This is a genomic window from Rodentibacter ratti (genome assembly GCF_002000485.1).
Taxonomy (GTDB): Bacteria; Pseudomonadota; Gammaproteobacteria; order Enterobacterales; family Pasteurellaceae; genus Rodentibacter; species Rodentibacter ratti.
The window spans coordinates 83898-99855 of record NZ_MLAJ01000004.1; the positions used below are offsets into that span (position 1 = coordinate 83898).

Annotated in this window: 14 protein-coding genes; 13 read left to right on the top strand and 1 reads right to left on the bottom strand. The window is 41.4% G+C overall.

Annotation, left to right across the window (positions count from 1 at the left end):
* Position 1 precedes the first annotated feature (1 nt).
* From BKG94_RS04685 to ppx, 8 genes are all read left to right on the top strand, one after another.
* A complete protein-coding gene (locus BKG94_RS04685; protein WP_077434719.1) occupies positions 2-1675 on the top strand; it encodes a fructose-specific PTS transporter subunit EIIC in 1674 nt (557 codons plus the stop codon).
* 113 nt (positions 1676-1788) lie between these two features.
* Positions 1789-2046, top strand: coding sequence for an FAD assembly factor SdhE (locus BKG94_RS04690; protein ID WP_077434721.1), 258 nt, complete (start codon positions 1789-1791; stop codon positions 2044-2046).
* A gap of 109 nt (positions 2047-2155) precedes the next feature.
* On the top strand, positions 2156-2731 hold the full coding sequence (gene rpoE, locus BKG94_RS04695; protein WP_059368674.1) for an RNA polymerase sigma factor RpoE: 576 nt from the start codon (positions 2156-2158) through the stop codon (positions 2729-2731).
* A gap of 17 nt (positions 2732-2748) precedes the next feature.
* Positions 2749-3333: a sigma-E factor negative regulatory protein gene (locus tag BKG94_RS04700; protein WP_077434723.1), complete on the top strand. Its 585-nt coding sequence runs from the start codon at positions 2749-2751 to the stop codon at positions 3331-3333.
* A gap of 79 nt (positions 3334-3412) precedes the next feature.
* Positions 3413-4366: a sigma-E factor regulatory protein RseB gene (gene rseB, locus BKG94_RS04705; RefSeq protein WP_077434853.1), complete on the top strand. Its 954-nt coding sequence runs from the start codon at positions 3413-3415 to the stop codon at positions 4364-4366.
* A gap of 136 nt (positions 4367-4502) precedes the next feature.
* A complete protein-coding gene (gene tamA / locus BKG94_RS04710; RefSeq protein WP_077434725.1) occupies positions 4503-6239 on the top strand; it encodes an autotransporter assembly complex protein TamA in 1737 nt (578 codons plus the stop codon).
* A gap of 8 nt (positions 6240-6247) precedes the next feature.
* Positions 6248-10144, top strand: coding sequence for an autotransporter assembly complex protein TamB (gene tamB / locus BKG94_RS04715; protein ID WP_077434727.1), 3897 nt, complete (start codon positions 6248-6250; stop codon positions 10142-10144).
* A gap of 11 nt (positions 10145-10155) precedes the next feature.
* On the top strand, positions 10156-11700 hold the full coding sequence (gene ppx, locus BKG94_RS04720) for an exopolyphosphatase (RefSeq protein ID WP_077434729.1): 1545 nt from the start codon (positions 10156-10158) through the stop codon (positions 11698-11700).
* Here ppx and BKG94_RS04725 read toward each other — a convergent pair.
* Positions 11697-12092: a PRD domain-containing protein gene (locus tag BKG94_RS04725; RefSeq protein WP_077434731.1), complete on the bottom strand. Its 396-nt coding sequence runs from the start codon at positions 12090-12092 to the stop codon at positions 11697-11699. The two genes, ppx and BKG94_RS04725, sit on opposite strands and share 4 nt — an antisense overlap.
* Before the next feature lie 120 nt (positions 12093-12212).
* Between BKG94_RS04725 and BKG94_RS04730 the strand changes: the two genes are divergently transcribed.
* From BKG94_RS04730 to purT, 5 genes are all read left to right on the top strand, one after another.
* A complete protein-coding gene (locus BKG94_RS04730; RefSeq protein ID WP_077434733.1) occupies positions 12213-12812 on the top strand; it encodes a beta-phosphoglucomutase family hydrolase in 600 nt (199 codons plus the stop codon).
* Positions 12813-12814: 2 nt separating this feature from the next.
* Positions 12815-13414 (top strand): sugar O-acetyltransferase, encoded by a 600-nt coding sequence (locus tag BKG94_RS04735; RefSeq protein ID WP_077434735.1) that lies wholly within the window; start codon positions 12815-12817, stop codon positions 13412-13414.
* Between the two features lies 1 nt (position 13415).
* Entirely contained in the window at positions 13416-13892 is a 477-nt protein-coding gene (locus tag BKG94_RS04740) for a YqaA family protein (protein WP_077434737.1), read from the top strand.
* A gap of 185 nt (positions 13893-14077) precedes the next feature.
* The gene (gene luxS, locus BKG94_RS04745) at positions 14078-14581 is read left to right on the top strand and encodes an S-ribosylhomocysteine lyase (protein WP_077434739.1); all 504 of its coding nucleotides are present in this window, start codon (positions 14078-14080) and stop codon (positions 14579-14581) included.
* Between the two features lie 9 nt (positions 14582-14590).
* Positions 14591-15772 carry a formate-dependent phosphoribosylglycinamide formyltransferase gene (purT, locus tag BKG94_RS04750; RefSeq protein WP_077434741.1) on the top strand — a complete coding sequence of 394 codons (1182 nt, stop codon included), beginning with the start codon at positions 14591-14593 and terminating at the stop codon, positions 15770-15772.
* Positions 15773-15958 lie beyond the last annotated feature (186 nt).

Sequence of the window (15958 nt, forward strand, 5' to 3'; positions counted from 1 at the left end):
AATGAAGTTATTTTTAACCCACTCATCCCATATAGGTAAAGCAAAAGCCTATTTATTATGCGAAGTGCTTCGTACATCAGCACAAAAAGCGAGTGTGTCATTAGTAGAAAATGCTGCAGAAGCTGATGTTGTTTTGGTTGTAGGATCACAATTACCAAGCAATACGGCTTTTGTGGGTAAAAAAGTATGCCTAGTAAGTGAAGATGCAGTGATGAATGCGCCGGAAGCGACTCTTTTAAATGCACAAGCAAATGCGGTGGATTATATTGTGCCGGAAAGTGCGGTTAGTTTTGGCGGTGTTTCCAATGTGAAAAATATTGTTGCCGTTACAGCTTGCCCAACCGGTGTGGCACATACTTTTATGTCTGCAGAAGCGATTGAAGCTTATGCGAAAAAACAGGGTTGGAATGTAAAAGTAGAAACCCGAGGTCAGGTGGGTGCAGGCAACGAAATTACCCCTGAAGAAGTGGCGACGGCTGATCTTGTTTTTGTGGCAGCAGATATTGATGTACCGTTGGACAAATTCAAAGGCAAACCAATGTATCGTACTTCTACCGGTTTAGCCTTGAAGAAAACAGCACAAGAATTTGATAAAGCCTTCAAAGAAGCTAAAGTGTTCGAAGGCGTGAGCACTAAAGCGGCAAACGCCGAGGAAAATGGCGAGAAAAAAGGCATTTACAAACATTTGATGACAGGTGTATCCCATATGTTGCCGTTGGTGGTTGCCGGTGGATTATTGATCGCTATTTCATTTATGTTCGGTATTGAAGCCTTTAAAGATGAAACTATTTTCCACGGTTTACCAAAAGCCTTGATGGATATTGGCGGTGGTGCGGCATTCCATTTAATGATTGCGGTATTTGCCGGTTATGTGGCATTTTCTATTGCCGACCGCCCGGGGCTTGCCGTGGGGCTAATTGGCGGTATGCTTGCCACCACTGCCGGCGCGGGGATTTTAGGCGGTATTGTTGCCGGTTTCCTTGCAGGTTATGTGGTGAAAGGGCTGAATGCCGCCATTAAATTACCGGCAAGTTTAACTTCCCTAAAACCGATTTTAATTCTGCCGCTTTTAGGTTCTCTCATTGTGGGTTTGACGATGATTTATGTGATCAATCCGCCGGTTTCACAAGTGATGAATGCGTTGAGCGAATGGTTAAAATCCATGGGTGAGGTGAATGCGCTTGTGTTGGGAACTCTGATCGGTGCGATGATGTGTATTGATATGGGTGGGCCGGTTAATAAAGCGGCTTATACTTTCTCTGTGGGTATGATCGCCTCACAGGTTTACACGCCTATGGCTGCGGCAATGGCTGCTGGTATGGTGCCGCCAATCGGTATGGCGATTGCTACTTGGATTGCCCGCAATAAATTTACCGCCAACCAACGGGATGCAGGCAAAGCTTCTTTTGTGTTAGGGTTATGTTTTATTTCAGAAGGGGCATTACCGTTTGTGGCGGCGGATCCGATTCGTGTGATTATTAGTTCCGTTATTGGTGGTGCAACAGCCGGTGCGGTTTCCATGGCTTCGGACATCACATTGCAGGCACCACACGGCGGCTTGTTTGTGATTCCGTTCGTCTCCGAACCTATGCGTTATTTAGCGGCTATTGCTGCGGGGGCTTTGGTAACCGGTGTGATTTATGCAGTGATTAAACCGAAATCAGCAACGGAATAATCAATTTAAAGTGCGGTTAGTTTTTAGGGTATTTTTAGCGCTATATAGCAAATGTACCAATAAACCAAAAATCTTTGAAAAAATTGACCGCACTTTTATAAACAGAGGGCAATATGGAAAAATATAACAAACTTCGCATTGAATGGGATTGCCGACGGGGAATGTTGGAACTGGATAACATCATTATGCCATTTTATAAACAGCATTTTGATCGCCTTACCGACAATCAAAAAGAGATATTTATTCGTTTACTTGCCTGCACGGATCTACAACTTTTCTCTTGGTTTTTTAACCGTGGCAAAGCAGATGATACCGAACTGCAAAATATGGTGGAATACATTCAAACTATACAAAAAATGCCCTCCACCTAAATTTATTTTTTAACCTTTGAACTTTTTAAACTCGCTTATGTCAGATAAAGCAAGTGAGAGCTTGATGTCTTGAATATTAAGGCGTGTTAGGCATAGCATTAGGAGAAATATGGCTGAACAGCTAACGGATCAAGCTTTGGTAGAAAGGGTACAACAAGGCGATAAAAAAGCCTTTAACTTATTGGTTTCGCGTTATCAAAATAAAGTAGCCGGATTACTTACCCGCTACGTTTCGCGTAATGATATTCCTGACGTTGTGCAGGAATCCTTTATAAAAGCCTATCGTTCCATTGAATCTTTCCGGGGAGATAGTGCGTTCTACACTTGGCTATACAGAATTGCCGTTAATACGGCGAAAAATTATTTAACGGCACAGGGGCGTCGTCCTCCAAGCGAAGATATTTTAGCGGATGATGCCGAAAATTATGATGTGGGAACTCATCTTCGTGATGTGGATACCCCCGAAAATGAAATGTTATCCGACGAACTGGAAAAAATCGTATTTGATACGATTAATGGTATGCCGGAAGATTTAAAGAGTGCGATTACGCTTCGTGAATTAGAAGGGTTAAGCTACGAAGATATCGCAGAAATTATGAACTGTCCCGTAGGCACTGTGCGTTCTCGAATTTTCCGTGCGCGTGAAATTATCGAAAACAAAATACAACCGCTTATGCAACGTTAATAAAGTCGGAGTTTAAAATGCAAAAAGAGTTACTTTCAGCCTATATGGATGGCGAGCAAGTGGATCCAGCATTCACAGATGAATTGTGTAAAAATGAATCTTTACGCCAATCTTGGGCTACTTATCATATGGCTCGTGCAGTAATGCGTAAAGAAAGTGCGGTCATTTTGGGTGCCGATTTTACTGCAAAAATGGCAGATTTGATTGAACATGAAGAAATTGAAAGAGTAGAGATCACCCAATCCCAACCAACACCTGAAGAAGCACAGCGTTTGCCGTTTATGCATAAATTTAAATCTTTCTTTGCGCCAATGGCACAAATTGCTGTAGCGGCTAGTGTATGTTTAGTGGCGGTGCTTGGTGTACAATCATTTAATGCCAAAAATGATGTAAATAATGCGCCGGAAACCCCGATTCTACAAACATTACCGTTTAATAATGCTGTCCAAGAAGTCAGTTATAATGCCCCGGCTAAAGATGTGGCAACAACCGACCAAATGGAGCAAAAAAATCGCCGTATCGGTGCAATGTTACAAAATTATGAATTACAGCGACGTATGCATGCCGATGCATTAAGCGTCGGTAATAACCAGTCAAAATAATTATTAAATTAAACCAAATGAATTCACCACCAATCTCTGCGATGGCATGGTGAATTTTTTTATGAATTATAAAGAATTTATGAAAAAAAATGTCTTCAAATTGACCGCACTTTTGCTTATGTCTTTGTGTAGTTTTTCTGTTTCTGCAGAAGAACTTTCAGCAAAGAAAACGTTAGAAAAAATGGCGAATGCGGTGAATAATCTCAATTACGAAATTGCCTTTGTGCAAACTTCGCCTTCAAATATGGATTCTTTCCGTTATCGCCATATCAAACGGGATAACAAAACTTACGCACAACTTGTTACTCTAGACGGTGATCAGCAGGAAATCATTCAACGTGACAATTTGGTGAGCTATTTCCAATTGGATTCACGGGCTTTTACATTAAATAGCGGGAGTATTGTCGATGCTTTACCGGCAGTAATTCGCAGCAATTTTGATAAATTAGCGGAAAATTATGATTTTATTCCCTTGGGGAAAAGCCGTGTTGCCGGACGTTTCGTAGATACCATCCGTATTGTGCCGAAAGATGATTTTCGTTACCAATATTTGGTTTTTGTTGATGAAGAAAACGGCTTATTATTGCGTGGCGATATGCTTGACAGAGATGGTAAATTACTTGATCAGTTCCGCGTAGTAACCCTTTATATTGACGATCGCTTAAAAGGATTAACGGAGTATTTAAGTAAGGTTTCCATGCCGCCATTATTAAACGAAACGCAAAATGCGGTTTCTTCTCTAAATTGGAAACCAAGCTGGTTGCCAAAAGGGTTTGAAAGCCTGCGCCACAGCCAAGATTTATTTGACGGAGAAACGATTGATAGCACTTTATTTAGTGATGGGTTGTTTACTTTTACGCTCTATGTCACCAAAGCGGAAAGTCAGCAGTTAAATCCTGATCAAGCTTGGAAACAAGGCGAATATACCCTGTATAGTGAGGTAGTCGGCGATAAAGAAATCACCTTTATCGGACAATTGCCTATTGCTACAGCCAAGCGAATTGTGCAGGAAGTGAAGTTTTCCGGTAATTAAAAAAGTGCGGTTGATTTTAACCGCATTTTTTATATCTTATAGTAATTAAAGTTTTGTAAAAAACCTTCAAACCCTTTAAGTTTAGGGTAAACTAGTGCCATTAATTGTTATTTTTATTATATTTAGCGAATTAAAAATGAAAAAATCCCCTCTCAAACTGACCGCTCTTTTGTTGTTTTTTCCGGCATTTTCTGCATTTGCAGAACAAACCGTGGATATTGAAATTCGTGGTATTCGGGGGGAAAGAGCAATTCGCAATACGGAACTTAATGTTGAGCTAATTAATAAAGAAGAAATGGATGGCTCCGACCGTTATAAACAACTGGTTACGGAGGCTGTTGATAAAGGCTTGCGTGTATTTGGTTATTATGATTCTTCCGTCACCTTTGAGTTAAAGAAGCGTAAAACCGGGCGTGATTTGTTGATCGCTCATGTCAAACCGGGAGAGCCAAGCAGAATTGCCGGTGCGGATGTTAAAATTGAGGGTGAAGCGGCGCAGGATGAGAATTTTCAGGCATTACGCAAAAATTTGCCCAAAGAGGGCGAATTGGTCGAGCACCAAAAATATAGTGATTATAAAAGCAGTGTTTCTACTCTAGCCCTCGCGCGTGGCTATTTGGACGGGACATTTACCGTTTCCCGTTTAGAAATCAGCCCGGAAACCCATCAAGCTTGGTGGCGTATGTTGTTCGACAGTGGTGTGCGTTATCGTTATGGCGAGATTAAATTCAGTCGTTCACAAATCCGTGAAGATTATCTACAAAATATGTTGAAGATTCGGACCGGTGATCCTTATTTATTGAGCCAACTTTCCGGATTGACCAATGATTTCTCTTCCACCGGCTGGTTCAGTTCCGTTTTGTTACAACCGCATGTGGATGAGCAAAATAAAGTGGTTAATTTAGAAGTATTGTTGAATCCGCGTAAGAAAAATGCCATGGAGCTTGGTATCGGATTTGCCACGGATACCGGCCCGCATTTGCAAATTGGTTGGACAAAACCCTGGATCAATAATCGTGGACATAGTTTCCGTACTAATCTTTATGTTTCTTCTCCGAAGCAAACCCTTGAGGCTTCCTACAAAATTCCGCTATTAAAAAATCCATTGAATTATTATTACGAATTTTCCGGCGGCTTGGAAAATGAGGATAAAAATGATACCAAAACCACCGCCGTTACTTTAGCCGGGTTGCGTTATTGGAATAATGATGAAGGTTGGCAATATTTTGCCGGAGTGCGGGTGCGTTATGATAAATTTACCCAGGCGGATATTAACGATAAAACCCTTTTGGTTTATCCAACCGGTGGGGTGAATCGCACCCGTTTACGGGGCGGAATGTTCCCAACTTGGGGTGATTCACAGAAAATTACCGTTGATGTCGCTTACAAAGGGCTGCTTTCCGATGTAAGTTTTTTTAAAGTGCAAGCTTCAACGGGTTGGATTCGTACTTATGCGGAAAATCACCGTTTTCTGACCCGTGCCGAAATCGGCTATTTACATACTAAAGATATTAATAAAATTCCGCCGACATTACGTTTTTTTGCCGGTGGCGATCGTAGTGTGCGTGGTTACGGCTATAAAAAGATTTCCCCGAAAGATCATAATAACAAACTCGTAGGCGGCTCCCGTTTGCTTACAGGATCTTTTGAATATCAATACCAAGTTTATCCTTCTTGGTGGGGGGCTACCTTTGTGGATGCAGGGCTTGCGGCAAATCGTTTTAGCAATGAAGAATTGCGCTATGGTGCGGGTGTCGGTGTGCGCTGGGCATCCCCGGTCGGTGCGATTAAATTTGATATTGCGACCCCGATTCGTGACAAAGACAACAGTAAAAACATTCAATTCTACATCGGTTTAGGTACAGAAATTTAGGTAAAATCATGTCAGAACAAGAAATCAAACAAGTGGAAGAAACGCCATCTCAGCCTAAATTAAAGAAGAAAAAAACTTGCTTACGTAAAGCCTTGTGTGTGGGAAGTGCGGTCATTTTTGTACCTGTTTTTGCCCTTGTGGGAACACTCTCTTTTGATGCGGGGCAAAGAAGCCTCATTCAGTTGGCAGATAAACTGCTTGATGAGCTTTCCATTGAACATATTGAAGGGGGGCTTCAACAAGGCTTAATTTTACAAAACGTGCGTTATCAAGCGGCAGGTATTGATAGCCAAATTGCTCAAGCACGCTTACAACTAGACTTTAGTTGTTTGCTTTCCCGCAAAATTTGTGTGGAAGATATTTCCATAAAATCTCCTGATATTTTAATCGACACATCAAAATTACCCCCTTCAGAACCTCGGCAAACTGAAAATAGTGAGATGGAAAAAGTGAATTTGCCGATAAGTCTTGATGTGAAAAATGTGACGGTGGAAGCTCTTAATCTTCAACTTGACCAAACGAATATTGCCCTTGAACGTTTTCAAAGTGCGGTCAGTTTAAATAATGAATCGGGTTTGACCTTAGCGCCCACGGAATTTAATACACTTAACGTAACAACCGTTCAGCTCAACAAGACAGAAAAACCGGTTGAACCGAAGAATACTCAACCGGTGGATTGGGATGCGATTGAACAAAATCTCACTCCGGCATTTTTAGGCAATTTAAATGAAGTGAATTTACCCTTTGATATTCATATCCCAAGCCTTGTTGCGAAGGATTGGCAATATGTCTCTCAAAACGAACAATCTGAAGAGCTACAACGCATTACTTTGTCGGATTTGATTTTACAAGCCGATGCCACCGGGCATGATGTTCAGCTCAAGAAACTGGCTTTAGAAAGCTCCTTAGGCAATTTAACTTCACAGGGTTCATTGCGGCTTAATGATGATTTTCCGGTGGATTTGACCCTGACTTCCGAACTGAATGCCATTCAATCTGCAGGAAAAGAAATTCTTCCTAAAAGTGATGTGAAATTTTCCCTTGCCGGATCATTGAAAAAAACAACCGCTCTTTCTCTTACAACAAAAGGCGTACTGGATGCAAAATTAGATGCTGAGGTGAAATTGGCGGAAGAGAAAATGCCGTTGAATCTCACCTTAAAAGCCGCTAAAGGGCAATATGCTTTTGCAGAGGGATTGCCGCCGCTTAAATTGAATGATGTCGCCCTGAAATTAAGCGGTGATTTACTGAATTATCGTGCGGAACTTGAGGGTAAAGTTGAAGGCATGGAGCATATTCCCTCCACTCATTTAACCCTTGATGCAGCAGGTAAATTATACGAAGTAAACATCAATCAATTAGACCTTGCCGCACTTGACGGTACAGCGAAATTGAGCGGATCGGCAAGCTGGAAATACGGTGTGAAATGGAACGTAGAGACGGATCTAAATAAAATGAGTATCCGTCCCTATGTCCCTACAATGCCGGCGGTGCTGTCCGGTAAATTGGCTGTGTCGGGGGCTGCCGGGAGTGCCGGTTGGCATGTGGATATACCTAAGTTAGATTTAAGTGGTACGCTTTCTAATCGTCCGCTAAGTTTGAAAGGTAACCTGATTTTAAGTGATAAAGTATTGCTCAATACCCCCGAACTTTTGCTGAATTATGGGGATAATCGGATTTACGCCAAGGGCATATTGAGTGAGCAATCTGACTTGGCATTGGATATTAATGCACCCAATTTACGTGGGTTGTATGGTGATTTGTCGGGGTCTGTGATTGGAAAAGCTGCAATAAAAGGCAAATTTAACGAACCGAATGTAACCCTTGATCTCAATACTCAAAATCTTCATTGGCAAACCTTAAATATTGCCAGCGCAGCGGTTAAAGGTAATCTGTCCAGTGCACCATTACTGAAAGGCGATTTGAGCGTAAAGGGCGACAATATTCGCTATGCTGATTCGGTGAAAATGCGTTCTGTCGATTTAACGTTTTCCGGTGATGAAAAAAATCACAAGTTGGTTTTAGCCTCTCAAGGTGAACCTGCTGCGGCGAATTTGCAAATCGTCGGGAATTTTGACCGCACTTCTCAAAAATGGCAAGGTAGTCTGAGCCAGGTAAAAATTGATACGCCGATCGGTGAGGTAAAATCGAATCAATCTATCCCAGTTACTTATGATAATAAAAAAACACAGGTTTCAGTTGGAGCACATTGTTGGATAAATACGGACGTAGATTTGTGTTTTCCACAAACTTTTACTGCCGGTACAAATGGCGAAATTCCGTTTAATGTAAAGCGCATTAATTTGAATTTGGTGAATAAATTTACTCAGCAAGATAGCTTAAAAGGTCAGCTTCAAAGTGAAGGAAAAGTCGCGTGGTTTGCTGATAAACCGTTCGTTTTAAAGGTTGCTTTAAGCGGTGACAATCTTGGTATTACGCAAAAGTTGGATTATCGTACCTTTAAGTTGAATATTCCTAAATTGGCACTCAATGCGGATATTCAAAATAATAATTTAACATTAAAATCTGACATCAATGTGCAAAATCAAGGCCGTATTTATACGGATTTAAAATTAAATGATTTAAGCGGGGCACGTCATCTTGGTGGAACATTCAATATTGAGCGTTTGAATTTAGCATTAGTAAATCAGCTATTTGGTAATGGTGAAAGTATTAATGGCGAAATTACCTCCACACTCACATTGGCGGGAAATCTTGAAAAACCGCTATTGAATGGGCATTTTGATGTTCGTAATATGAAAAGTAAACTGAAAATGCTCCCTTTTGAAGTCACCAATGGTGATATTGCCATTCGGTTTAACGGAACAAATTCGACTCTGAAAGGTAATGTGCAAACGCCGGAAGGACGTTTAACGATGACCGGTCACGCAAATTGGGCAAATTTAGCCAATTGGAACACGGAAGTGCGGGCAGAAACAGAGAATTTTAAGCTTGATTTACCTTCTATGGGTAAACTCCGCCTTTCTGCCAATGTATTGGCCAAAGCAACGCCTAAACTACTAGAAGTATCAGGTGATGTGGCGATACCATGGGCACGTATTAAAGTAGATTCCTTGCCGGATAATGCAGAACCGGTGAGTGAAGATGAAGTTATTTTAAACGGGCCACGAAAAAGCAAAGAGGAGATAATTAACCGTGAATTTGCTTCCACCACCCAATCCGGTATGCAAATTCGATCTGATTTAAAAATCAAGATTGGCGATGATGTGCATTTTGATGCCTATGGTTTCAAATCTAATTTGGAAGGTTTGCTTTCTGTGAAACAAGAAAAAGGACGATTGGGATTATACGGGCAAATAGACTTGAAAAATGGACGTTATGCTTCTTTTGGACAAGACTTACTTATTCGAAAAGGGCAAATTAATTTCGCCGGTTTACCCTCTCAACCTATGCTAAATATTGAGGCGATCCGTAATCCGGAGGCTATGGAAGACAGCAATATCACCGCCGGTGTCAAAGTGGTGGGTGTGGCAACCAATCCGGAAGTGACGGTATTCTCAAACCCGAGTAAACCGCAAGATCAGGCGCTTTCCTATTTATTAACGGGGCGTTCTTTGGAAGATAGTGGACAAGCGGGAAGTGGCGGTTCTGTGGGGGCTGCACTGCTTGGCATGGGCTTGGCGAAAAGTGGTAAACTGGTGGGCGGCATCGGCGAAGCCTTTGGAATTCAAGATTTGAATCTCGGCACTGCCGGTGTAGGCGACAGTTCTAAAGTGCAAGTAAGCGGTAATATCGGTAAACGATTGCAGGTGAAATATGGCGTAGGTTTATTTGATGGTTTAGCGGAAGTTACCTTGCGTTATCGTTTGCTCCCACAACTGTATTTTCAATCTGTTTCCGGTACAAACCAAGTATTTGATTTACTTTACCAATTTGAATTTTAGGAATAATTTTTATGGATAACGAAACGCTATCAGCGCAAGATACTCTACCTTATTCTCGTGCCAATGTGCGGGAAATTGCTGCCATTGATCTTGGTTCAAACAGTTTTCATATGATTGTGGCACGCATTATGAATGGCTCAATTCAGGTACTATCACGTTTAAAACAAAAAGTGAAATTGGCCGAAGGGTTAGATGAAAATGGTGTATTAAATCAAGAGGCAATTACCCGTGGGGCGGATTGTTTGGCGCTCTTTGCCGAACGTTTACAAGGTTTTGCCCAAGAAAATGTGAGCGTAGTGGGCACTTATACGTTGCGAAGAGCGGTTAATAATGACGAGTTTTTACGTCAGGCTGCCAAGGTATTCCCTTATCCGATAAATATTATCAGCGGCCAAACCGAAGCTAAAACCATTTATGCCGGCGTATGTCATACTCAGCCAGAAAAAGGCAGAAAATTGGTCATTGATATTGGCGGTGGATCGACAGAAATGATCATCGGTGATGATTTCACGCCGATTGTGGCGGAAAGCCGCCATATGGGTTGTGTCAGTTTTGCATCAAAATATTTTAAGAACGGTGAAATTTCCAAAGAAAATTTTGAGAAAGCCTATCAAAATGCAACGAATAAAATTGAGGATTTAGGTTGGGAATACCGTAATCTTGGTTGGCAATCCGTATTGGGTTCGTCCGGTACGATAAAAGCGGTACATCAAGTCATCGCCACGACCTTAGATCCAAATGGGATTATCACAAAAGCACGTTTAGAGGATTTAATCGAACAAACTTTGCGTGTGAAACATTTTAATGAATTAAATATTATCGGATTGAATCCGGAACGGGTAGATGTATTTGTCCCGGGACTGGCCATTTTAAATGCCATATTCGATGTATTTAATATTGAACAAATGCGTTATTCTGACGGTGCATTGCGTGAAGGGGTGATTTACAGCCTTGAGAAAAATTTCCAAGTAGCGGATATTCGTGCACGTACGGCATGGGGATTAACGGAACAGTTTGATATTGATACTGATCAAGCACACCGCACAGCCGGTAGTGCAAATTTACTGGCACACCAATATACTGATTGGGTCAATCCGGAGTTGGCGGAAGAAATGCGGAATTTACTGCTTTGGGCGGCACGTTTACATGAAGTGGGGATTGTGATTAATCATAAAGGTATGCAAAAACATTCAGCCTACATTCTGCAAAATATGAAATTACCGGGATTTGACCGTGAACAACAACGCTTACTGGTGTTACTTGTTCGTTTGCATATTGGCATATTAAAAATAACGGATTTGGTAAAATTCTCCCGCTATGATGAACAGGACGTGTTGGCGTTAATACGATTGTTGCGCCTTGCCGTAATTTTAAACAAATCACGCCAAGCCACAGAGAAAACCCAAAAAATCACCCTCAAAACTAACCGCACTTTTAAGGATTGGGAGTTAGAGTTTGAACAAAGTTACCTTGATCGCAACCCGCTGATTTGGAACGAGCTTAGACAAGAAAGTAACGGATTAAAAGAATTGGGATTAGGATTGGTATTCCATTAATCGGCGGGATTGGCGCTTGGTATTTGGCAAATGTGTTTTTGTTCCAGTAACAAGGAATAAACATTTGCCAAAAAATAGGTTTGTTCTGCCTGAGGTATGTCGAAAGGAATGAAAGAAAGGAGATCTTTGTGAACGGTTAAAACCTGTGGAAAAATAACCGCACGTTTGATTTCTTCAAACATTTCTTGATAGAGAGGTGAAGCACAGCCGCCACGTTCAATACGACCTAAACTACAAGCAATATGGAACAATAACATATTGACTAATCTGGTATTAACGTCCGCTTTCCAATGCTTTTTGAGGCGATCACGCAGTTGAAACACGATTTCAATAATCGGCTGATTAATCTGTCCACGTAATTTCCAACGCTCAAGCTGATCAAGCAGTCGCATTTTTGCTCCCGTTCTACTAAAATTATCCTCATAATCTACCGCACTTTAAGTAAAGAAAACAGTGCAGAGATCACAAATCTGTAACAAATCGTAAAATACACAAGGAATGAAGAAATAAAGATGATAGACAATACACTTTTCAACCATTATGAAGGGTTGATTTTTGATATGGACGGCACATTGATTGATACGATGCCGGTACATGCCCGCGCTTGGGGAATGGTGGGGGAACGGTTCGGCTATGATTTTGACAGCCAAATTATGTATCAACTGGGTGGGGCGACAGTGAGAACCATTGCCTCTGCGATTATGGAAAAAGCCGGTATGCCGCAACACCACCTTGATGAAGTGATTGAAGCGAAACGAGCACTTTCTTATCAATTAATTCCGACCGAATCTAAATTACTTCCCACTTTTGAAATTGTTCGACATCATCATCAGAAAAAACCGATTTCATTGGGTTCGGGATCTCATCGTCATTTAATTAATATGCTAATGGATAAATTAGCGATTGCCCCTTATTTTGATGCGATTGTGAGTGCGGACGATGTGAAAGAGCACAAACCGCATCCGGAAACTTTTTTACGCTGTGCGGAATTAACGGGGGTGAATCCGACCCATTGCATTGTGTTTGAAGATGCGGATTTGGGTGTGCAGGCAGGATTAAGTGCAGGTATGGACGTTTTTGATGTCCGAACTCAGCAAATTATCAAGGCATAAAAATGACAGAATATGAAAAAATGATGGCAGGATTGGCGCATTTGGCAATGAGTCCCGAATTGAAAAATATGCGCAGAGCGGCGCGCGAAATCTTGTTTGAATTTAACCGCACTTCACCGAATGATGATGAAACGCAGAATAAATTAATCAGAAAATTATTTGGTCAAGCGGATGAAACCACTTCCATTAATGCCCCTTTTCACTGTGATTATGGGATAAACATCAAAGTGGGGAAAAATTTCTTTGCCAATTATCATTGCGTGATGTTGGACAATGGCGGCATCACCATTGGTGATGATGTGATGTTCGCTCCTAATGTGAGCCTTTATACCGTGGGGCATCCGCTCGATGTTGAATTGCGCAATGAGGGCTGGGAGCAGGCAAAATCCATCACCATCGGTAATAATGTTTGGATTGGCGGTAGTGTGGTGATTTTGCCGGGAGTTACCATTGGCGATAATGTGGTGGTAGGCGCAGGCAGTGTGGTAAATAAAGATTTACCGAATAATGTCTTGGCATTTGGTAACCCTTGTCGTGTGGTGCGAGAAATCACTGAACAAGATCGCGAAAATTACCTCCGCACCTATCAGCCTGATCGCTAATATGGATTGGTTTTCTTTTAGTTTTTGGGCTGATTTTTGGCAGAACCACACATTATGGTTAATGTTTGCCAGTGCATTTTTAAGTGCTACGGTGCTACCCGGTAATTCGGAAGTCGTTTTTATGACATTGGCTATCCCAAAATTAACCTTTAATTCAGTGTTCAGTGCGGATATTTTAGCGTTAGTTTTTATTGCTACATTGGGAAATGGTTTGGGAAGTCTTACAACTTATGGGATTGGACGTTGGTTTCCTCAATTTGACAGTAAAAACGACCGCACTTTATGGGTGATAGAAAAGCTTCAGCGTTATGGTGCTGTGGCATTATTACTGAGTTGGTTACCGATTATTGGTGATTTATTTTGTGCAGTGGCGGGCTGGTTGCGTTTAAACTTCGCGACCAGTTGCCTGTTTATTTTTATTGGTAAATTGGTTCGTTATGTGGTTTTACTGTTTCTAAGCGCACCATTCTTATTATAGAATGTGACAAAAAAAGCCCTTCAACAAGTGAAGGGCGAATAACCTAAGGAACCAATTTTATTAAACAACTGCAAGTTGCTTGTTCTATAAGACCAAGACCTTGCAGAAAAGTTCAAAGGGAATTGAGAAAATTGACAATTTCTTGAAGAAAGTTTTACAAGCAAGTGATTTATAAGGAAAAGTTTATGCCATTACTTGATAGTTTTAAAGTGGATCACACTAAAATGAATGCGCCTGCGGTACGTATTGCGAAAACAATGCAAACGCCAAAAGGTGATGACATCTCCGTTTTTGATTTACGTTTCTGTATTCCGAACAAAGAAATTTTGCCACCAAGAGGGATTCATACTCTTGAGCATTTATTTGCCGGTTTTATGCGTGATCATTTAAACAGCGATAGTGTAGAAATTATTGATATTTCCCCAATGGGCTGTCGTACCGGTTTTTATATGTCATTAATCGGCACTCCAAACGAACAACAAGTGGCGCAAGCATGGCTTTCCTCTATGCAAGATATTTTGAATGTGAAAGATCAATCTGCGATCCCTGAATTAAATATTTACCAGTGCGGGAGTTATAAGGAACATTCCCTTGAGGAAGCCCACGAAATTGCGAAAAATGTCATTGCACGTGGCGTGGGCGTGAACAAAAACGATGATCTTTCTCTTGACGAATCGTTGTTAAAATAAGGAGACGATATGACAACCCTTGGTACTGCATTAAGCCCAAACGCAACGAAAGTAATGATGCTTGGATCCGGTGAATTAGGTAAAGAAGTTGTGATTGAGCTGCAACGTTTAGGCGTAGAAGTGATTGCGGTAGATCGCTATGAAAACGCACCGGCACAGCAAGTGGCGCATCGTGCCTATACGATTTCGATGCTAGACGGCGAGGCATTGAAAGCCTTAGTAGAAAAGGAAAAACCTGATTACATCGTGCCGGAAGTCGAAGCCATTGCCACGGCGACCTTAGTGGAATTGGAACAAGCCGGTTTTAATGTTGTACCAACGGCAAAAGCGACACAGCTCACTATGAACCGAGAAGGCATCCGCCGCTTGGCTTCAGAAGAATTGGGTTTGCCGACCTCCGCTTACCAATTTGTGGATAACTTTGAAGATTTCCAAAGTGCGGTAGAAAAAATTGGTATTCCTTGTGTGGTAAAACCGATCATGTCTTCCTCCGGTCATGGGCAGAGTATTTTAAAATCAAAAGCGGATTTACAAAAAGCCTGGGATTACGCACAAGAAGGCGGACGAGCCGGCGCAGGACGTGTCATTGTAGAGGGTTTCGTTAAATTTGATTATGAAATCACCTTATTAACCGTTCGTCATATCAACGGAACGAGTTTCCTTGCCCCTATCGGACACCGTCAAGAAGACGGCGATTATCGCGAATCTTGGCAACCTCAGGTTATGTCTGATAGCGCATTACAAAAAGCACAGTCCATTGCTGAGAAAATTACAACCGCACTAGGCGGACGAGGCATTTTTGGTGTAGAAATGTTTGTTTGTGGTGATGACGTGATTTTTAATGAAGTTTCACCTCGCCCACATGACACCGGTATGGTGACCTTAATTTCACAAGAATTATCTGAATTTGCCCTTCACGCCCGGGCGATTTTAGGTTTACCCATCCCTGAAGTCACGCTTATCAGCCCATCAGCTTCCAAAGCCATTGTGGTGGAAGGAAAATCAACAAACATCCAATTTGGTGGAATTGATAAAGCCCTTGTTGAACCGCACACCAATATTCGGTTATTTGGCAAAGGCGAGGTCAATGGCCATCGACGTTTAGGTGTGATGTTGGCACGTGATATTTCCGTTGAAAAAGCCCTAGGGAAAGTAAAACGGGCTTATGAAAAGTTAGAAATTAAATTGTGATAATTTTTTAGGTTTTAAAGAGCGGTCATTTTGGCCGCTCTTTTTTTTATAAAATTAATACTTTAACAAAAGTAAGTTTTGTAAAGAAATTGTAATTGAAATTAAATGTATGAACTTTTAATTAGTCATTCAGACTAATGTTTGTTTTTATTTTTCGTTCATTTTTATTGTGGAAAAGACGAAATG

Excerpts from the sequence above, each read along its gene's own strand:
- BKG94_RS04685 (WP_077434719.1), top strand. The coding sequence starts at position 2 with ATGAAGTTATTTTTAACCCACTCATCCCATATAGGTAAAGCAAAAGCC.
- BKG94_RS04690 (WP_077434721.1), top strand. The coding sequence starts at position 1,789 with ATGGAAAAATATAACAAACTTCGCATTGAATGGGATTGCCGACGGGGA.
- rpoE (WP_059368674.1), top strand. The coding sequence starts at position 2,156 with ATGGCTGAACAGCTAACGGATCAAGCTTTGGTAGAAAGGGTACAACAA.
- BKG94_RS04700 (WP_077434723.1), top strand. The coding sequence starts at position 2,749 with ATGCAAAAAGAGTTACTTTCAGCCTATATGGATGGCGAGCAAGTGGAT.
- rseB (WP_077434853.1), top strand. The coding sequence starts at position 3,413 with ATGAAAAAAAATGTCTTCAAATTGACCGCACTTTTGCTTATGTCTTTG.
- tamA (WP_077434725.1), top strand. The coding sequence starts at position 4,503 with ATGAAAAAATCCCCTCTCAAACTGACCGCTCTTTTGTTGTTTTTTCCG.
- tamB (WP_077434727.1), top strand. The coding sequence starts at position 6,248 with ATGTCAGAACAAGAAATCAAACAAGTGGAAGAAACGCCATCTCAGCCT.
- ppx (WP_077434729.1), top strand. The coding sequence starts at position 10,156 with ATGGATAACGAAACGCTATCAGCGCAAGATACTCTACCTTATTCTCGT.
- BKG94_RS04725 (WP_077434731.1), bottom strand. The coding sequence starts at position 12,092 with ATGCGACTGCTTGATCAGCTTGAGCGTTGGAAATTACGTGGACAGATT.
- BKG94_RS04730 (WP_077434733.1), top strand. The coding sequence starts at position 12,213 with ATGATAGACAATACACTTTTCAACCATTATGAAGGGTTGATTTTTGAT.
- BKG94_RS04735 (WP_077434735.1), top strand. The coding sequence starts at position 12,815 with ATGACAGAATATGAAAAAATGATGGCAGGATTGGCGCATTTGGCAATG.
- BKG94_RS04740 (WP_077434737.1), top strand. The coding sequence starts at position 13,416 with ATGGATTGGTTTTCTTTTAGTTTTTGGGCTGATTTTTGGCAGAACCAC.
- luxS (WP_077434739.1), top strand. The coding sequence starts at position 14,078 with ATGCCATTACTTGATAGTTTTAAAGTGGATCACACTAAAATGAATGCG.
- purT (WP_077434741.1), top strand. The coding sequence starts at position 14,591 with ATGACAACCCTTGGTACTGCATTAAGCCCAAACGCAACGAAAGTAATG.